Source organism: Streptomyces sp. NPDC091412, assembly GCF_044756885.1.
GTDB lineage: Bacteria > Actinomycetota > Actinomycetes > Streptomycetales > Streptomycetaceae > Streptomyces.
On record NZ_JBIVTV010000004.1, the window covers coordinates 669747 to 686349 of the forward strand.

At 71.0% G+C, this 16603-nt stretch carries 16 protein-coding genes; 5 read left to right on the forward strand and 11 right to left on the reverse strand.

All coding sequences use genetic code 11. From position 1 onward, the window contains the following. Positions 1–120 precede the first annotated feature (120 nt). The 6 genes from mmsB to ACIQMV_RS14270 form a co-directional block, all read right to left on the reverse strand. Entirely contained in the window at positions 121–1365 is a 1245-nt protein-coding gene (gene mmsB / locus ACIQMV_RS14245) for a multiple monosaccharide ABC transporter permease (protein ID WP_141361195.1), read from the reverse strand. Next, positions 1362–2921, reverse strand: a complete 1560-nt coding sequence (gene mmsA, locus ACIQMV_RS14250) for a multiple monosaccharide ABC transporter ATP-binding protein (protein ID WP_402592850.1) — start codon at positions 2919–2921, stop codon at positions 1362–1364. The genes mmsB and mmsA overlap by 4 nt, the downstream gene beginning before the upstream one ends. 53 nt (positions 2922–2974) lie before the next feature. Next, positions 2975–4084: a multiple monosaccharide ABC transporter substrate-binding protein gene (chvE, locus tag ACIQMV_RS14255; protein WP_402592851.1), complete on the reverse strand. Its 1110-nt coding sequence runs from the start codon at positions 4082–4084 to the stop codon at positions 2975–2977. A 60-nt stretch (positions 4085–4144) separates the two neighbouring features. Then, complete coding sequence (locus ACIQMV_RS14260) at positions 4145–5113, reverse strand: hypothetical protein (protein WP_402592852.1); 969 nt, start codon at positions 5111–5113, stop codon at positions 4145–4147. Between the two features lie 166 nt (positions 5114–5279). Further along, positions 5280–6284, reverse strand: a complete 1005-nt coding sequence (locus ACIQMV_RS14265; protein ID WP_402592853.1) for a zinc-binding dehydrogenase — start codon at positions 6282–6284, stop codon at positions 5280–5282. Beyond that, positions 6281–7444, reverse strand: a complete 1164-nt coding sequence (locus ACIQMV_RS14270; protein ID WP_402592918.1) for a mandelate racemase/muconate lactonizing enzyme family protein — start codon at positions 7442–7444, stop codon at positions 6281–6283. The genes ACIQMV_RS14265 and ACIQMV_RS14270 overlap by 4 nt, the downstream gene beginning before the upstream one ends. 220 nt (positions 7445–7664) lie before the next feature. On the opposite strand from ACIQMV_RS14270, the gene ACIQMV_RS14275 reads away from it, so the two are divergent. Beyond that, positions 7665–8633: a hypothetical protein gene (locus ACIQMV_RS14275; protein WP_402592854.1), complete on the forward strand. Its 969-nt coding sequence runs from the start codon at positions 7665–7667 to the stop codon at positions 8631–8633. A 70-nt stretch (positions 8634–8703) separates the two neighbouring features. Here ACIQMV_RS14275 and ACIQMV_RS14280 read toward each other — a convergent pair whose 3' ends face one another. Further along, entirely contained in the window at positions 8704–9153 is a 450-nt protein-coding gene (locus ACIQMV_RS14280) for a MarR family winged helix-turn-helix transcriptional regulator (RefSeq protein WP_402592855.1), read from the reverse strand. Between the two features lie 95 nt (positions 9154–9248). Between ACIQMV_RS14280 and ACIQMV_RS14285 the strand changes: the two genes are divergently transcribed. The 3 genes from ACIQMV_RS14285 to ACIQMV_RS14295 all read left to right on the forward strand — a co-directional run bounded on the left by ACIQMV_RS14285 (position 9249) and on the right by ACIQMV_RS14295 (position 11926). Next, a complete protein-coding gene (locus ACIQMV_RS14285; RefSeq protein ID WP_402592856.1) occupies positions 9249–10247 on the forward strand; it encodes an NADP-dependent oxidoreductase in 999 nt (332 codons plus the stop codon). Positions 10248–10364: 117 nt separating this feature from the next. Next, a complete protein-coding gene (locus ACIQMV_RS14290) occupies positions 10365–10793 on the forward strand; it encodes an organic hydroperoxide resistance protein (protein ID WP_388472229.1) in 429 nt (142 codons plus the stop codon). Positions 10794–11116: 323 nt separating this feature from the next. Beyond that, the gene (locus tag ACIQMV_RS14295) at positions 11117–11926 is read left to right on the forward strand and encodes an EI24 domain-containing protein (RefSeq protein ID WP_401771235.1); all 810 of its coding nucleotides are present in this window, start codon (positions 11117–11119) and stop codon (positions 11924–11926) included. A gap of 188 nt (positions 11927–12114) precedes the next feature. Here the strand turns inward: ACIQMV_RS14295 and ACIQMV_RS14300 are convergent, their stop codons facing one another. Together ACIQMV_RS14300 and ACIQMV_RS14305 are read right to left on the reverse strand one after the other, a co-directional pair. After that, positions 12115–13086 (reverse strand): aldose epimerase family protein, encoded by a 972-nt coding sequence (locus ACIQMV_RS14300; RefSeq protein ID WP_402592919.1) that lies wholly within the window; start codon positions 13084–13086, stop codon positions 12115–12117. 111 nt (positions 13087–13197) lie between these two features. Then, positions 13198–14079 carry an SGNH/GDSL hydrolase family protein gene (locus ACIQMV_RS14305; protein WP_402592857.1) on the reverse strand — a complete coding sequence of 294 codons (882 nt, stop codon included), beginning with the start codon at positions 14077–14079 and terminating at the stop codon, positions 13198–13200. Between the two features lie 256 nt (positions 14080–14335). On the opposite strand from ACIQMV_RS14305, the gene ACIQMV_RS14310 reads away from it, so the two are divergent. Then, positions 14336–14830 (forward strand): DUF3145 domain-containing protein, encoded by a 495-nt coding sequence (locus ACIQMV_RS14310; RefSeq protein WP_141361221.1) that lies wholly within the window; start codon positions 14336–14338, stop codon positions 14828–14830. 103 nt (positions 14831–14933) lie between these two features. Here the strand turns inward: ACIQMV_RS14310 and fabF are convergent, their stop codons facing one another. Together fabF and ACIQMV_RS14320 are read right to left on the reverse strand one after the other, a co-directional pair. After that, positions 14934–16205, reverse strand: coding sequence for a beta-ketoacyl-ACP synthase II (gene fabF, locus ACIQMV_RS14315; RefSeq protein ID WP_141361223.1), 1272 nt, complete (start codon positions 16203–16205; stop codon positions 14934–14936). Positions 16206–16291: 86 nt separating this feature from the next. Further along, the gene (locus tag ACIQMV_RS14320; protein WP_003989952.1) at positions 16292–16540 is read right to left on the reverse strand and encodes an acyl carrier protein; all 249 of its coding nucleotides are present in this window, start codon (positions 16538–16540) and stop codon (positions 16292–16294) included. Between the last annotated feature and the right edge of the window lie 63 nt (positions 16541–16603).

A 16603-nucleotide genomic window follows, 5' to 3' on the forward strand; every position in this document is an offset into this window, starting at 1 on the left:
CGCGCGGGGGAGCACGGGCCACCCATGGATACGGAGACGGGGGCGGCGTTGTTCAACTCATGTGTGGGAAGTGTGATTCCCGGGTAACCGCGACCCCGCGCGGGTGCGTCGAGGGCCGGTTCACGAGCCGGACCTGCGCTTGTTCCACACGTCGAACCCGACCGCCGCCAGCAGCGCCAGGCCCTTGATGACCTGCTGCCAGTCGGTGCCGACGCTGAGGAGGTTCATGCCGTTGTTCAGCACGCCGAGGACGAGGCCGCCGATGATCGCGCCGAGCACGGTGCCGACACCGCCGCTCATGGAGGCGCCGCCGATGAACGACGAGGCGATCGCCTCCAGTTCGTAGTTCACGCCCGCCTTCGGAGAGGCCGCGTTCAGGCGGGCCGCCACCACCAGACCCGCCAGGGCCGCGAGCACGCCCATGTTCAGGAACACCTGGAAGGTGACCCGCCTGTCCTTGACGCCGGACAGCTTCGCGGCCGGCAGGTTGCCGCCGATGGCGTAGATGTGGCGGCCGAAGACGGCGTTGCGCATCACGTAGCCGTAGCCGACGACCAGCACGCCGAGGACGATCAGCACGATCGGCGCGCCCTTGTAGCTGGCGAGCAGCAGCGTGACGACCAGGACCGCGGCGACGAGGGCGACGAGCTTGAGCGCGAACAGCCGAGCGGGCGGGACGTCGAGGGAGAACTCCTGCTGCCGGCGCCGGTCCCGCACCTCCTGCCACACCACGGAGGCGATCAGGACGAGGCCGAGGAGCAGGGTGAGGTTGTGGTAGTTGGTGTTCGGGCCGACCTCGGGCAGGAAGCCGTTGCCCATCTTCTGGAGCCCGCCCGGGAACGGGCCGAGGGTCTGGCCCTTGAGCAGGATCTCCGTCAGACCGCGGAAGAGCAGCATCCCGGCGAGGGTGACGATGAACGACGGTATGCCCAGATAGGCGATCATGAACCCCTGCAGCGAGCCCGCGGCCGCTCCCACCAGCAGACACAGGCCCACCGCGACCGGCCACGGCACCTGGTGACTGACCGTCAGCGCCGCCGCCACCGCGCCGACGAAGGCGGTCAGCGAGCCGACCGACAGGTCGATGTGGCCCGCGATGATCACCAGCATCATCCCGATGGCCAGGATCAGGATGTAGCTGTTCTGGAGCACCAGGTTGGAGACGTTGCGCGGCAGCAGCAGGTCCCCTCCGGTCCAGATCTCGAACAGGACGACGATCAGGCCGAGCGCGATCAGCATGCCGTACTGCCGCATGTTGCGGCGCAGGCCGTTCAGCACCAGCCGGAGCAGGCCGCGTCCGGCGGCCGCCGCGCCGCGCTCCGGTGGCGCGGGGGCCGGGGTCTGCGCGGTCACGTCCGTGCTCATCGCGTCACCTCTTCGTCCTTCGTGTTCTTCGTCATGTGGCGCATCAGCACTTCCTGGGTGGCCTCGGCCCGCGGCACCTCACCGGTCAGCCGCCCCGCGGCCATCGTGTAGATGCGGTCGCACATGCCGAGCAGCTCCGGCAGTTCGGAGGAGATGAAGACGACCGCCTTGCCCTGGGCGGCCAACCGGTCGATGACCGTGTAGATCTCGTACTTGGCGCCCACGTCGATGCCGCGCGTGGGCTCGTCCAGGATCAGCACGTCCGGACCGGCGAAGATCCACTTGCTGAGGACGACCTTCTGCTGGTTGCCGCCGGACAGCCTGCCCACCGGCTCGAAGACGGTCGGCGCCTTGATGTTCATGGACGTGCGGAAGCTCTCGGCGACCTGCCGCTCCTCGTGCTCGTCCACCACGCCCCGCCGGGCCACCTTGCGCAGCGCGGTCAGCGAGATGTTCCGGTGGACGGTGTCGATGAGGTTCAGGCCGTAGTGCTTGCGGTCCTCGGTGACGTAGGCGATGCCGTGCCCGACCGCCTCCGCGACGGTCCTGGTGTTGATCTCCCGGCCGTCCTTGAGGACCGTGCCGGCCGCGTACCGGCCGTAGGCGCGGCCGAAGACGCTCATCGCCAGTTCGGTGCGGCCGGCGCCCATCAGGCCCGCGATGCCGACGATCTCCCCGCGCCGCACCCGGACCGACACGTCGTCGACGACCCGGCGCTGCCGGTCGATCGGGTGGAACACCGTCCAGCCCCGGATCTCCAGCGCCGGGGCCGCGCCCTCCTCGGGCTGGTGCGGGGTGCGTTCGGGGAAGCGGTGGTCGAGGTCGCGGCCGACCATGCCGGCGATGATCCGTTCCTCGGTGGTGCCGGCCGCCTTCACGTCCAGGGTCTCGATGGTGCGGCCGTCGCGCAGGATCGTCACCGAGTCGGCGACCCGGCGGATCTCGTTCAGCTTGTGGGAGATGACGATCGAGGTGATGCCCTGCTTCTTCAATTCCAGGATCAGACGCAGGAGTTTGCCGCTGTCCTCGTCGTTCAGGGCGGCCGTCGGCTCGTCCAGGATGAGCAGCTTCACCGACTTCGACAGCGCCTTGGCGATCTCCACGAGCTGCTGCTTGCCGACGCCGATGTCGGCGACCCGGGTCTCGGGGTGCTCGTCGAGGCCGACGCGGCGCAGCAGTTCGGTGGCGTGCCGGAGGGTGTCGTTCCAGTTGATGAACCCGCGGGTGGCGTGTTCGTTGCCGAGGAAGATGTTCTCCGCGATGGACAGGTACGGCACCAGCGCCAGTTCCTGGTGGATGATGACGATGCCGCGCCGCTCGCTGGCCCGGATGTCCTTGAAGCGGCAGACCTCCTGCTCGAAGAGGATCTCGCCCTCGTAACTTCCGTGCGGATGGACGCCGGAGAGCACCTTCATCAGGGTGGACTTGCCGGCGCCGTTCTCCCCGCAGATGGCGTGCACCTCGCCCCGGCGAACCGTCAGCCTGACGTCCGACAGCGCCTTGACACCGGGAAAGGTCTTGCCGATCGAGCGCATTTCCAGGACGGGTCCCGCCATGGTCGTGCCTTCCAGTCGGTTGGGGTCGGTGGATGCGGCGGTCGCTTCCCGGGCTACTTGTTCAGCTCGGCGTCCGTGTAGTAGCCGCCCTTGACCAGGACCTCCTCGTAGTTGCTCTGGTCGACGCTCACCGGTTGCAGCAGGTAGGCGGGGACCACCTTCGCGCCGTTGTCGTAGGTCTTGGTGTCGTTGACCTGCGGCTTCTTGTCCTTCAGAGCGTCGTCGACCATGGCCGAGGCGACCTCGGCGAGCTTGCGGGTGTCCTTGTAGACGGTCTGCGTCTGCTCGCCCGCGATGATCGACTTCACCGAGGCCAGCTCGGCGTCCTGACCGGTGACGACGGGCAGCGGCTTGCTCCCCGAGCCGTAGCCGTCCGACTTCAGCGCGGAGAGGATGCCGATGGATATGCCGTCGTAGGGCGAGAGCACCGCGTCGACCCGGCCGCTCTTGTAGGAGGAGGTGAGGATGTCGTCCATGCGCCGCTGCGCGGTCGCGCCGTCCCAGCGCAGGGTGGTGACCTTGGTGAGCTGCGTCTGGCCGGACCTCACCACCAGCTTCTTGCTGTCCAGGTACGGCTGCAGGACGCTCATCGCGCCGTTGAAGAAGTACTTGGTGTTGTTGTCGTCGTTGGAGCCGGCGAACAGCTCGATGTTGAACGGGCCCTTGCCGTCCTTCAGGCCGAGCTTGTCGACGATGTAGCCGGCCTGGAGCCGGCCGACCTTCTCGTTGTCGAACGAGGCGTAGTAGTCGACGTGTTCCGTGCCGAGGATCAGCCGGTCGTAGGCGATGACCGGGATGCCGGCGTCGGCCGCCTCCTGGAGCACGTTGTTCAGCGACTTGTTGTCGATGGCGGCGACGATCAGGCCCTTGACGCCCTGGGTGATCAGGTTCTCGATCTGCGAGACCTGGGTGTCGGGGTTGTCCTCGCCGAAGACCAGCTTGGTCCGGTAGCCCTTGGTCTGGAGGTCCTTGACGACGTTGTCGCCGTCGGAGATCCACCGCTCGGAGGACTTCGTCGGCATCGCGATGCCGATGGTGGCGTCCTTGGTGCTGCCCGCCTTCTCCTTGCTGCCGCCCTCGCTGTTCTGCCCGCAGGCGGACAGGGTCAGGGCGAGGGACGCGGCTGCGGCCGTGGCGGCGAGGGCGGCTCTGCGGTTGCGCATGGTGATCAGTCCTTGTCCGTCTGGTCGGGGTGGGGTGTGGGGAGGTGCTCCCGGCGCCTGTCAGGCGCCGGTGGGGAAGCGGTGGAGCGGGCCCGGCAGCCGGGAGCCGAGCGGCGCCATGTCACCGGCGGCGCCGTGTCGGGCGAGCAGGTCCAGGGCGAGCCGGCCGCGCCGCACCCGTTCCCGGGCGGTGGCCAGGGTGAGCTCGCGCAGATGGTGTCCGTACGGGTAGATGCCGGGCGCCTTGGACAGGCCGAACTTCAGATAGAGCGGTGCGCCGCGCCGGATCAGCTCGGCGACCTCGTACATCCGCACATAGCCGCCGAGGTCGTCGGGTGCCTCGATGTACATGTCCATGGGGGCGCCCGACACCCGCCGTATCTCGGTGAGGTGATCGAGCATCAGATCACTGGGCACATTGACGGAGTCGGCGCCCAGCCGCTCGAAGACGGCGTATGACGCCGGGTTCACCGGGCCGATCAACGCGGACACCTTCAGGGTGGTGTCGGCCGGGATCAGCCCCGTCGTACGCGCCCGGTGCAGTGTCCACAGCACCCCCTCGTCCGCGACCAGCAGGCAGCGCACGCCCAACTCCGTGGCCCGTACGGCGTCCTCGACGCACCCGGCGACCGCGTCGTGGCCGCGGGCGCGCAGTCCCGCCCCGCGCGAGTCGGAGCGCACCGAGCCGCCGGTGTCCCAGGTGCCGCGGGGGCCGGTGAACAGGCACAGCTCGATGCCGCGTGCGGCACTCGCCCCGGCCATCTCGGTGATCTCGGCGTCGGTCAGCATCCACACGCCGCTGCCCTGGCTGATCCGGTGGATCGGCACATCGAGCCGTGCGGCCTCGTCGAGGACCACCGCCAGCGCCTCCGGGCCCTCGCACGAGGGGATCTCGGTGCGCCAGCGGCCGCCGCCCGGGAAGGCGTGGGGCGAGGCGTCGGCGGGGTCGAGGGCGCGGGCGCCCAGGCCGAGCGCGGTGAGCGCCTGCTCACCGGGCCTGCGGGCGGCCGTTGCGGAAGCGTCGGTCACAGGCAGTCCTTCGTGTTCGGTATCTCGGACAAGGTTCGCGACTCCGGGTGCGGTGGGACGTACACGGGGACCGGCGGTGAACCGGGCCCGGGGTACCGCTGCCGGCGATCCGGGCCCCGGTGCGCCGCTCACGGCGTCGTCGGGTCACGCCGTGAGCGGCGCGTGTTCACGGGCGGAGCAGTACCTTGCCCACCTTCGGATCGCCCGCCCCCACCAGATCGATGGCGTGCGAGAACTCGGCGAGCGGGAGTTCGTGGGTGACGAGCGGGAGCGGATCGAGCAGCCCGGCCGCGAACACCCGCACCGTGTGCGCCCAGGCGTGCGGCGGCGCTCCGAAGACGGTGTGCACCTCCAGCTGCCGTACGACGAGGTCGGTCGGGTCCAGTCCCTCGGCGCCCGGTGCCGGGATGCCCGTCAGGACCAGCCGCCCACCGCGTCTGAGCAGCGCGGCGGCGGTCCGTGCCGCGTCAGCGGACCCGGCGGTCTCGATCACCACGTCGAAGCCGCCGGGCAGCCGCCGGTCCTTGGTGCAGAAGCCGCTGGCGCCGAACCGCCGGGCCAGGGCCTCGCGGTCGTCGCGGGTGCCGACGACCAGCAGTTCGGCCGGGGAGAGGGCCTTGAGGAACTGCACGGCGAACATCCCGAGCGTGCCGGTGCCGACCACGGCGACCCGCTCGCCCGGCCGGGCATCGGCCTTCAGCGCGGCGGCCGCGACACAGGCGGCCGGCTCCAGCAGGGCGGCGGCGGTCAGGTCGGCGTCCTCGGGCAGCACGTGCAGCAGCCTGGCCGGCAGCGTCAGCGTGGCGGCCATCGCGCCGGGCCGGGTGAAGCCGGTCTCCTCGTAGCCCGCGGTGCACAGGGTCGTCTCGCCCGCGTGGCAGCGGTCGCACACCTGGCAGTTGCGGAAACCCTCGCCGACCACCTTGCGGCCCACGAGACCGCCGGGCACCCCGGCGCCCACCCGCCGGACCGTCCCGGACCACTCGTGGCCCGGCGTCAGCGGGTAACGGACGTACCCCTCGGGCCGGTTGCCCTGGTACACCTCGCGGTCGCTGCCACAGATCCCCACGGCGTGCACGGCGACCAGCGCCTCACCCGGACCCGGGTCGCGCGGCGTGTGCCCGGCGATCCGGTGCGCGCCCGGGGCCTCGACGACGACCTCGGCGCTCACTTCGTCCCCTTCGGCCTGCGCTGCTCCCAGCCCTCGGCCCACAGGTCGAACCGGGCCTGCTGCTGGGGGAATTCGGCCGCCGCGTCGACGTCCAGCTCGACGCCGAGACCGGGCGCGTCGGAGAGATGGAAGCAGCCGTCCTCCGGGTCCACCCGCGGCGCGCCCCTGACCACCTTCTTGATCTCCGCGTCCGCGAAGTCGTTGAAGTGCTCCAGGACCTTGAAGTTCGGTGTGGTGAAGCCGACGTGGAGCGAGGCCGCGGTGAGCACGGACCCTCCCACGTTGTGCGGGGCGACCAGCATGTAGTGCGTCTCGGCGGTCGCGGCCAGCTTCCGGGTCTCCCAGATGCCGCCGATGTGGCCGACGTCCGGCTGGATGATGTCGGCGGACTGGTCGTCGAAGAGCTCGCGGAACTCGATCCGGTCGTGGATGCGCTCTCCGGTGGCGATCGGTACGTCCACCTTGGTGGCGACCTTCCGCAGCGCCTTCAGGTTCTCCGGCGGGACCGGTTCCTCCAGCCAGGCCGGGGCGAAGGGCGCCATCTCCCCGGCCAGCCGGACGGCGGTGGCGGGGGAGAAGCGGCCGTGCATCTCCAGCATCAACTCGGCGTCCGGGCCGATGGCGTCCCGTACGGCCTCGATGAGCGAGACGGCGTACAGGGTTCCCTCGTGGTCGAGTTCGAAGTGCCCGGTGCCGAAGGGATCGATCTTGAGCGCCCGGTAACCGCGCTCCATGACCTCCCGCGCGGCCTTGTGGTACGCCTCCGGGGTGCGCTCGGTGGTGTACCAGCCGTTGGCGTACGCCTTGACCCGGTCGGTGACCTTGCCGCCGAGCAGTTGCCACACGGGGACGCCGAGCGCCTTGCCCTTGATGTCCCAGCAGGCCATCTCCACCACCGCGATGCCGGACATCACGATCTCACCCGCACGGCCGAAGTCGCCGTACTTCATCCGGCGGACGAGGTCCTCGGCGGCGAACGGGTCGGAGCCGAGGATGTGGTTGGCCTCGGCCTCCCTCAAGTAGCCGATGAGCGCGTCGGTGTGGCCCAGCATCCGGGTCTCGCCGACCCCCGTGATGCCCTCGTCGGTGTGCACCTGGACGTAGGTCAGGTTGCGCCACGGCGTCCCGACCACATGGGTGCTGATTCCGGTGATGCGCACGGTGCCCGCCTCTCGGCTGCTCGACATCGATGTCGCTGTTCGAAATTTCGTCAGACGTTCGAAATGCTGGCGTGACAGTAGGGAGAGGGTGGTGAGGGTGTCAATGGGTCCGACAGATAACGGTTTCGGCGAGACTTTCGACAACTCTTTCGATCCCGCACAGAACCTTCACAGGGGTGCCTAGGAACCGTGCCCATCCGGAACTTACTCTTCCCGCGTCATGAACTACTGCCACCCGTGCCGACGGCACCTCAACGGCGCCCTCGCCTGTCCGGGGTGCGGCACCCCAGTGGAGACCCCTCCCGCGTACGCGGGGGATCCGGGGGTGGGCGCGGAGGCGGCGAACGTTCAAGTCCCGCAGGAGAGCGGTGAGTTCCACCCCGAAGAGGGGCTGGATGGGCGTGACAGCCACGACGGGTACGGCGGGCGCGACGGGGACGACAGCCGCGACGGGGACGGCCTCGACGGCGGTCCTGCCGAGCCGGAGGGGCGGGCCGGGCGGCGCCGCCCGCGCGGCCGCGGCCGGGGCGGAGCCGTCGAGGCGGCCCGGACGGACGCCGAGGACGCAGGGGACGCGGGAGGCGCGGGAGACGCGAAGGACGCCGAGGGCACGGAGAGCGCGGAGGCCGAGGGGCGCCGGGGCGCGAGCCGGCGGGACCGCAAGGCCGCGGCCCACCGCCGGCGCCGCCGCCGGGTCCTGCTGATGGCCGTCGGCTTCGTACTGGCGGGCAGTGGCCTGAGCCTGGCCGAACTCGGCGTCGACGCACCGGGCCTGCCCGGCTTCTCCCACCCCGAACCGGCGGCGGTCGGTGACGACGCGGAGGAGGGCGACGCGTCCCCGACCGGTACCGGCGGGACGACCGCGCCGGCTGACGGCGCTCCGGGGACCGGTACGGGCACGGCGTCACCGGACGCCTCCAGGTCGGCCTCGCCCTCGGCCTCCGCGAAGGGCGGGAAACCGGAACCGGACGCGAGCGACGCGAGCAGCCCCCGGGAGTCGGCGGAGGCGACGGCGCAGAACGGCACGGGCGGGGGCTCGGACGGGCCGGGCGCGCCGGACCCGGCGACCTCGGAGGCGCCCCGGCCCGCGGACCCGCCGGCGACGGACCCCGCCCCACCAGCCCCTCAGCCGGATCCGACCCCCACGCCGACGCGCACGTGCGACCGCTTCCTGTGGTGGTGCACGTAGGGAGCGGTCCACGGGCCCGCGGGCCGCGCTGTCGGCGCCGGGCCCCACGTCGCCGTGGCGGCGGCCGCGGTCAGCCGGGTTCCCCCTGGTCCACCATCCGCCGCAGCAGGTCCCGCAGCGCCGTCCGCTCCTCCTCGGAGAGGCCCGCCAGCGGCTCCCGCGCGAAGCGCAGCCCTTCCCTCAGCTCCCGGGCCACCCGTCGTCCGTCCTCGGTCGCCGCCGCCAGCTTCACCCGCCGGTCGCCCGGATCCTGCTGCCGCTCCACCAGTCCCCGCGTCTCCAGCCGGTCCACGATCCCGGTGACGTTCGACGGCTCGCACTTCAGCTTCTGCGCCAGCTTCCGCATCGGCAGCGGTTCCAGCGACAGCAGGCTCAGCAGCCGCGCCTGCGCCCCGGTCAGCGCGTGCTCCCCGGCGGCTTCCTCGTAGTCCTCGTAGAACCGGGCCACGACGTCGCCGATCAGTTCGACGACCTCCAGGGTCAGCGCGTCGGGTCGGCGGGTGTTCGGTGCAGCGGCCATGCGTCCAGCGTACCGGCTTACTTGACTTCATGAAATATTTAGGCGCATGGTTGTTTCAGTAACTGAAGTAACTGAGGTAACCGAAAGGCGCTGTCGTGATCAACCGAGAATGGCACCTGCTCAGCCGTCCGGTCGGCTGGCCGAAGCCCGAGGATTTCGACCTGGTCGAGACCGAGATCCCGCAGTCGGGCGAGGGGCAGGTCCTCGTACGCAACGAGTACCTCTCCGTCGACCCTTATATGCGGGGCCGGATGAGTGCGGCCAAGTCGTACGCCGAGCCGTACGAACTGGGCAGGCCCATGCAGGGCGGCGCCGTCGGCGAGGTCGTCGCCTCCGAGGCCGAGGGGATCGCGGTCGGCGACCACGTCCTGCACTTCGGCGGCTGGCGCGAGTACGCCGCCGTGAACGCCCGCAGCGCGGTCAAGGTCGATCCCGCGGCCGCGCCCCTGCCGGCGTACCTCGGCGTGCTGGGCATGACCGGGCTGACCGCCTACGCCGGTCTGCTGCGCACCGCCTCCTTCAAGGAGGGCGACGCCGTCTTCGTCTCCGGCGCGGCCGGCGCGGTCGGCGGCCAGGTCGGGCAGATCGCCAGGCTCAAGGGCGCCTCGCGGGTGATCGGTTCCGCCGGCTCCGACGAGAAGGTCCGGCTGCTGACCGAGGAGTACGGCTTCGACGCCGCCTTCAACTACAAGAGCGGCCCGGTCGCCGAGCAGTTGAGGGCCGCCGCCCCGGACGGCATCGACGTCTACTTCGACAACGTCGGCGGCGAGCACCTGGAGGCCGCCATCGGCTCCCTCAAGCTGGGCGGCCGCATCGCGATCTGCGGAATGATCTCGGTCTACAACAACACCGAGCCCGCCCCGGGCCCGAGGAACCTCGCCCGCCTGATCCAGACCCGTGGCCGCATCGAGGGCTTCCTCGTCGGCGACCACTACGACCTCCAGCCCGAGTTCGTGCGGGAGGTCGGCGCCTGGGTGCGCTCGGGCGAGCTGAAGTACCGCGAGACCTTCGTCGAAGGCATCGAGAACACGCTGGAGGCGTTCCTCGGCGTGCTGCGCGGCGACAACACCGGAAAGATGATCGTCAAGCTGTGAGCCACCCGGCGGCCGTTCCCTGAAGTTTCGGTATGCGGTAACTTCTTTCCGGAACCCGAAACCGCCAGGTGCGACCGTGGGCGCGAGTCGCGGCGGACGAAGGAAGGAACGCACCCCATGCCCAGCCCTGCAATCCGACGTTCTGACGTCCTGTACACCGCCGTCGCCACCGCCGAGAACGGCCGCGACGGCCGGGTCGCCACCGACGACGGCAAGCTCGACGTCGTCGTCAACCCGCCCAAGGAGATGGGCGGCAGCGGCGCCGGCACCAACCCGGAGCAGCTGTTCGCCGCCGGCTACAGCGCCTGCTTCCAGGGCGCCCTCGGCGTCGTCGCCCGCCAGGAGGGCGCCGACATCTCCGGCTCCACCGTCACCGCGAAGGTCGGCATCGGCAAGAACGAGGACGGGTTCGGGATCATCGTGGAGATCTCGGCCGACATCCCGAACGTCGACGCCGCGACGGCCAGGAGCCTGGTGGAGAAGGCTCACCAGGTGTGCCCGTACTCGAAGGCGACCCGGGGGAACATCACGGTGACGCTGGGCTGAGCCGACGGCTCGGTCGCCTGCGGGCGCTTCCAGTCGGTGTCGAGGGCCCGATCGTGATACGCGCTTCGTGCCTTCGCGCGTTCGCTCCCTCGACACCGGCGCGCCCCCACCGCGGGTGGGGCCTGCGCAGGTCGGTCATCCTCCGCCCGAGGACGTACGCGCACAACTGCCCCTCGTGGTCCGGCCGCTGACCCGCCACGACTGCGGTGAACTCCTCCCGCACCGGTTCGCAGCCGCCGGTGTCGGTGCCGTGGATCCCCCGGGTCATCCGCGGGCGCGTACCCGGAGGACGGGCGGGCGGGGGCCCCGCATACAGTTTTTCCATGCGTGACCTCGGGGCCGGTTTCGCCCATCTCCTCAAAGGCCAGCGCTGGATGGCCCGGCACGGGCAGTCGTACCGCTTCGGACTGCTCCCGGGCCTGCTCACGCTGGTGCTGTACGCGGCGGCGCTCACCGCGCTCGCGCTGTGGGGCGGCGACGCCGTCACCTGGGCCACCCCCTTCGCCGACGACTGGCCGGGTCCCTGGACCGGTCTCTTCCGCGGCCTGCTCACCGCCGTGCTGTTCGCCCTGGGGCTGCTCCTCGCCGTGGTCACCTTCACCGCGGTCACCCTCCTGGTCGGCCAGCCCTTCTACGAGAGCCTGTCCGAGCAGGTGGACCGGGACGTGTCGCCCGACGGCACGGCGCCCGAGTCCGGCCTGCCGCTCTGGCGCGACCTGTGGATCTCGGCCCGCGACAGCCTGCGCATCGTCGTGCGGGCCGCGCTGTGGGGCGTACTGCTCTTCGCGCTGGGCTTCCTGCCGTTCGTCGGGCAGACGGTCGTGCCGGTGCTCGGCTTCTTCGTCACCGGCTTCTTCCTGACCGAGGAGCTCACCGCCGTCGCCCTCCAGCGCCGGGGCGTCGGGCTCGGCGACCGTCTGGCCCTCCTGCGCTCACGCAAGCTGCTGGTCTGGGGCTTCGGCGCCCCGCTCGGCCTGGCCTTCCTGGTGCCGTTCGTGGCGGTGTTCCTGATGCCGGGCGCGGTCGCGGGCGCCACCCTGCTCGCCCGTGAGCTGCTGGACGAGGAGACCGGAGACGCGGTCACCCCGGTACCGCGGACGACGCCGTCGTCGCAGTCGGCGGCACCCGCCTGACGCGGGGGCCGGGCACAGCCCGGCGAAGCCGCCCTCGTTTGTGAAGGGTTCGTACGAGATCGCGGCACAGGGCCCGATGACCGGCCGGCTTCTCCCCCCCGGCGGTTAACGTCGGGTCCGGGCCGAGTCCGCCCACCGGCAGCCCCGGTCCGGGACCTGACCCCTGGGCCGGGGCTGGGCCGGCGCGCTCAGCGCGCCGAGAAGCCGTACACCGTGCGCGAGCGGAAGACCTCGCCGGGCCCGAGCTGGGTGCTCGGGAAGCCGGGGCGGTTGGGGGAGTCCGGGAAGTGCTGGGTCTCCAGGGCGATCCCGTCGCCCGGGGCGAAGGGCGCGGGGAGATGGTCCCCGGTGTAGAGCTGGAGGCCCGGCTCGGTCGTCGCCACCGTCAGGACCCGGCCGGACGCCGGATCGTGCAGCTCGGCGACCTCCACCGGCTCGTCCGTGACGCCCTTGTCGAGGACCAGGTTGTGGTCGTAGCCGGAGCCCACCTTCCGCGTCTGCCGGAAGTCGAAACGGGTGCCCGCCACCTCGTCGAGGGCACCGGTCGGGATCAGATCCGCGTCCACCGGCGTGTACCGGGAGGCGGCGAGCCGCAGTTCGTGCCTGCCCGCGTCGCCGAAGCCGCCGAGGTTCCAGTACGAGTGGCTGGTGAGGTTGACGACGGTCGGCGCGTCCGTGACCGCCGTGTAGGCGATGTGCAGGGCGCCCGCCTCGTCCAGGGTGTACGTCACCGAGACCTCCAGACGGCCCGGGAAGCCCTCCTCGCCCTGCGGACTGACCCGGCTGAGCCGCACGCCGTGCTCGACCGGCGCCGCCTCCCACATCCGCTTGTCGAAGCCGCCGTCACCGCCGTGCAGCGAGTTGCCGCCCTCGTTCTGCTCCAGCGCGTACGTCCGCCCGTCCAGCGGGAAGCGGCCCCCGGCGATCCGGTTGGCGTACCGCCCGATCAGCGCGCCGAGGAACGGCTCGGGGTGGGCCAGATAGCCGTCCAGGCCGGAGAAGCCCAGCACGACGTCCGCGGTGCGCCCGTCCCGGTCCGGGACCTCCACCGACTGCACGATCCCGCCGTAGGACAGCACGCGTACCCGCACCCCGGCCCGCTCCAGCGTCCAGCGGTGCACCTCGGTGCCGTCGGCCAGAGTGCCGAAGGGTTCGCTCACGGGGTCGCTCGTGGGGTCGCTCATGGGGAAACCCTAAGTCCTGTCGTCAGGGGCCTTCCGGCGGCTCCGCAGGGGCTCCGCGGGGGCTCCGCGGAGGTCTTCAAGGGCCCTTCAGGGGGTCTTCGCGGTGACGGTCCGGTAGGCGATCTCGGCGATCCGGGCCTGGCCGTCGCGGCTCGGGTGGAACCAGTCCCAGTGGCTCAGCTGGTCGGTGCCGAAGCGGTAGTCGAAGACCGCGTTGTTGTCGAAGCGGCAGCGGTGGTCCTTCGCGCAGACCTCCTTCAGCACCTTGTTGTACGCCCGCACCCGGGCCTGCACCGTGTCGCGCCGCTTGGTGGCCGTCGCGTCCAGCGCGTCGGCGTCGCCCAGCATGGAGGGGCAGATGCCGAGCTTCCAGATCTGCTTGCCCAGCGCGTTCGTACGGCCCTCGGACCACAGCCGCTTCAGATCCGGCACGCTGGAGACGTACACCTGTGTCTTGGGCAGGGCTTGACGCAGTGTGTCCATCGCGGCCTCGAACTCGGCCCGGAAGACCGACACCGGCGTCATCGTGTCCAGGGAGTCCCGGCAGGCGTCGTTCGCGCCGGCCATGACGGTCACCAACTGCGGCTTCTTCCGCACGGCCTGTGCCATCTGGCCGTTCAGATCGGCCATCCGGGACCCGGTCACCGCGAAGTTCCAGCTGCGCTGGGCCGCCCCGGTCAACCCGAGCAACCGCACCGCCAGGCTGTTGACCGACGCGTCGCTGCCCGTCGCCCAGGACGCCTCCGGGCAGTCCGTGAGCACCATGCAGGAGTCGAAGCCGCGGGTGATGGAGTCGCCGACCGCGGCGATCGAGTCCGGGCTGGTGTTCCAGACGGGTGGCGGTGCCGCGGACGGGCGGGAGGCTCCGGTTCCGGCCTCCAGTCCGACGGCCTTGCAGCCCGCGGTGGCCAGTACGGCCGCCGCCACGACGGCGTGAGCGGCCCGGGTACGGTGAAGTTGTTTCCGCATGCCCTGGTGTTCCCCTCGGTCGTCGTGAAGTGCTTCCCTCCATGAGAACGCGTGAGGGTTCCCGCCCCCACTCGAGTGGGGGGCTCGCACCCGTACAAGCGTCCCCCTGGGTGAATGGAGGGCGTTTCCTGGCACCGGGACCGACGGTACGTCACACTCCTTGCCCCGTCTCACGGTAGCCTCGCCATCAACGTGGCCTCACACGCCACCGCTGTCCGCCCGCCCGCACCATGTCCCGCTCTGTCCGGAGGTCCCGGTGACGACACGTGGAGTTCTGTACGTGCACTCCGCGCCGCGCGCGCTGTGCCCGCACGTCGAGTGGGCCGTCGCCGGGGTGCTCGGTACGCGCGTCAGCCTGGACTGGATCCGGCAGCCCGCCGCGCCCGGCACCTGGCGCTCGGAGTTCTCCTGGCAGGGCCAGCCCGGCACCGCCTCCAAACTCGCCTCCGCGCTGCGCGGCTGGCAGTTGCTGCGCTTCGAGGTCACCGCCGAGCCCTGCCCCACCGCCGAGGGCGAGCGCTACAGCTGCACTCCCGACCTCGGTATCTTCCACGCCGTCACCGGCATCCACGGCGACATCCTCATCCCCGAGGACCGGCTGCGCGCCGCCCTGCTGCGCTCTCAGCGCGGCGAGACCGACCTGGAAGCCGAACTCGCCAAGCTCCTGGGCAAGCCCTGGGACGACGAGTTGGAGCCGTTCCGCTATGCGGGTGAAGGCGCCCCCGTGCGCTGGCTGCACCAGGTGGTCTGACGGCTTCAGGATCCGGCCGCTCCGGAGTACGACCGCTTGCGGATGTCCGAAGGGCCCCCACCGAATCGGTGGGGGCCCTTCGGACATCCGCTGCCGGGGGTTCTCAGACCGTCCGGAACGCCAGCACCACGTTGTGCCCGCCGAAGCCGAACGAGTCGTTCAGCGCGGCGATACGGCCCTCGGCGGGCAGCTTGCGCGCCTCCCCGCGGACCACGTCCGCGTTCGCCTCGGCCTCGGGGTCGATGTTCTCGACGTTGATGGTCGGCGGAGCCACCCGGTGGTACAGCGCCAGCACGGTCGCCACCGACTCCACACCGCCCGCGCCACCGAGCAGGTGACCGATCATCGACTTGGTCGCGGAGACCGCGATGTGGTCGGCGTGGTCGCCGAAGACCTTGCGCAGCGCCTTCAGCTCGGCGATGTCACCCGCCGGCGTCGAGGTGGCGTGCGCGTTCACGTGCACGATCTCCGCCGGGTCCAGGTCGGTGCTGTCGAGCAGGTGCTGCAGGGCGTGCGAGATGCCCCGGCCCTCCGGCTCGGGCTGGACGATGTCGTGGGAGTCGGCGGAGATGCCCTGGCCGACCGCCTCCGCGTAGACGCGGGCACCGCGCTTGGCGGCGTGCTCGGCGGACTCCAGGACGAGCACACCCGCGCCCTCGCCGAGGACGAAGCCGTCCCGGTCGACGTCGTAGGGGCGCGAGGCGCCCTCGGGGTCCTCGTTGTTCTTCGACATCGCCATCATGTTGCCGAACGCGGCGATGGGCAGCGGGTGGATCGCCGCCTCCGTACCGCCGGCGACGACCACGTCGGCACGGCCGGTGCGGATCATCTCGATGGCGTAGCCGATGGCCTCGGCACCCGAGGCACACGCCGAGACCGGCGTGTGCACGCCCGCGCGGGCGCCCACGAGCAGGCCCACGTTGGCCGAGGGGCCGTTCGGCATCAGCATGGGGACGGTGTGCGGGGAGACGCGGCGGACGCCCTTCTCCTTCAGCACGTCGTACTGGTCCAGCAGGGTGGTCACGCCGCCGATGCCGGAGGCGACGACCGTGCCGAGCCGGTCCGGGTCGACGGAGCCGTCCTCACCGGCCTTGCCGGTGAAACCGGCGTCCTTCCAGGCCTCCTGGGCCGCGATCAGCGCGAACTGCGCCGAGCGGTCCAGACGGCGAGCCTGCGGCCGCGGGATGACCTCGGTCGGCTCCACGGCCACCGGAGCGGCGATACGGACGGCCTGGTCGGCCGCCCACTCCTGGGTCAGGGGCTTCACGCCGGACTTGCCGGCGACCAGGCCCTCCCACGTAGAGGCTACGTCGCCACCCAGCGGTGTGGTTGCGCCGATACCGGTGACGACCACGGTGCGATTGGTCGAGCTCACGGGAATTCTTTCTCCAACGGAACGAGGATTCGTACGGCGCCACCGCCGGGTGGCGGGGCAGTCAGCCCAAGGCTGTGATCGGTCGATCAGCCCTGGTGCTTGAGGATGTAGTCGGTCGCGTCGCCGACCGTCTTGAGGTTCTTGACGTCCTCGTCGGGGATCTTGACGTCGAAGCGCTCTTCGGCGGCGACGACGACCTCGACCATGGACAGCGAGTCGACGTCCAGGTCGTCGGTGAAGGACTTGTCCAGCTGGACGTCCTCGACCGGGATCCCGGCGATCTCGTTCACGATCTCCGCGAGACCGGCGACGATCTCTTCCTGAGTGGCGGCCATGTCGGCGCTCCTTCGTAGTTTTCCAGAGGGTGTGGCGCCCACCGCGTCAGCGGCAGGGTTGTG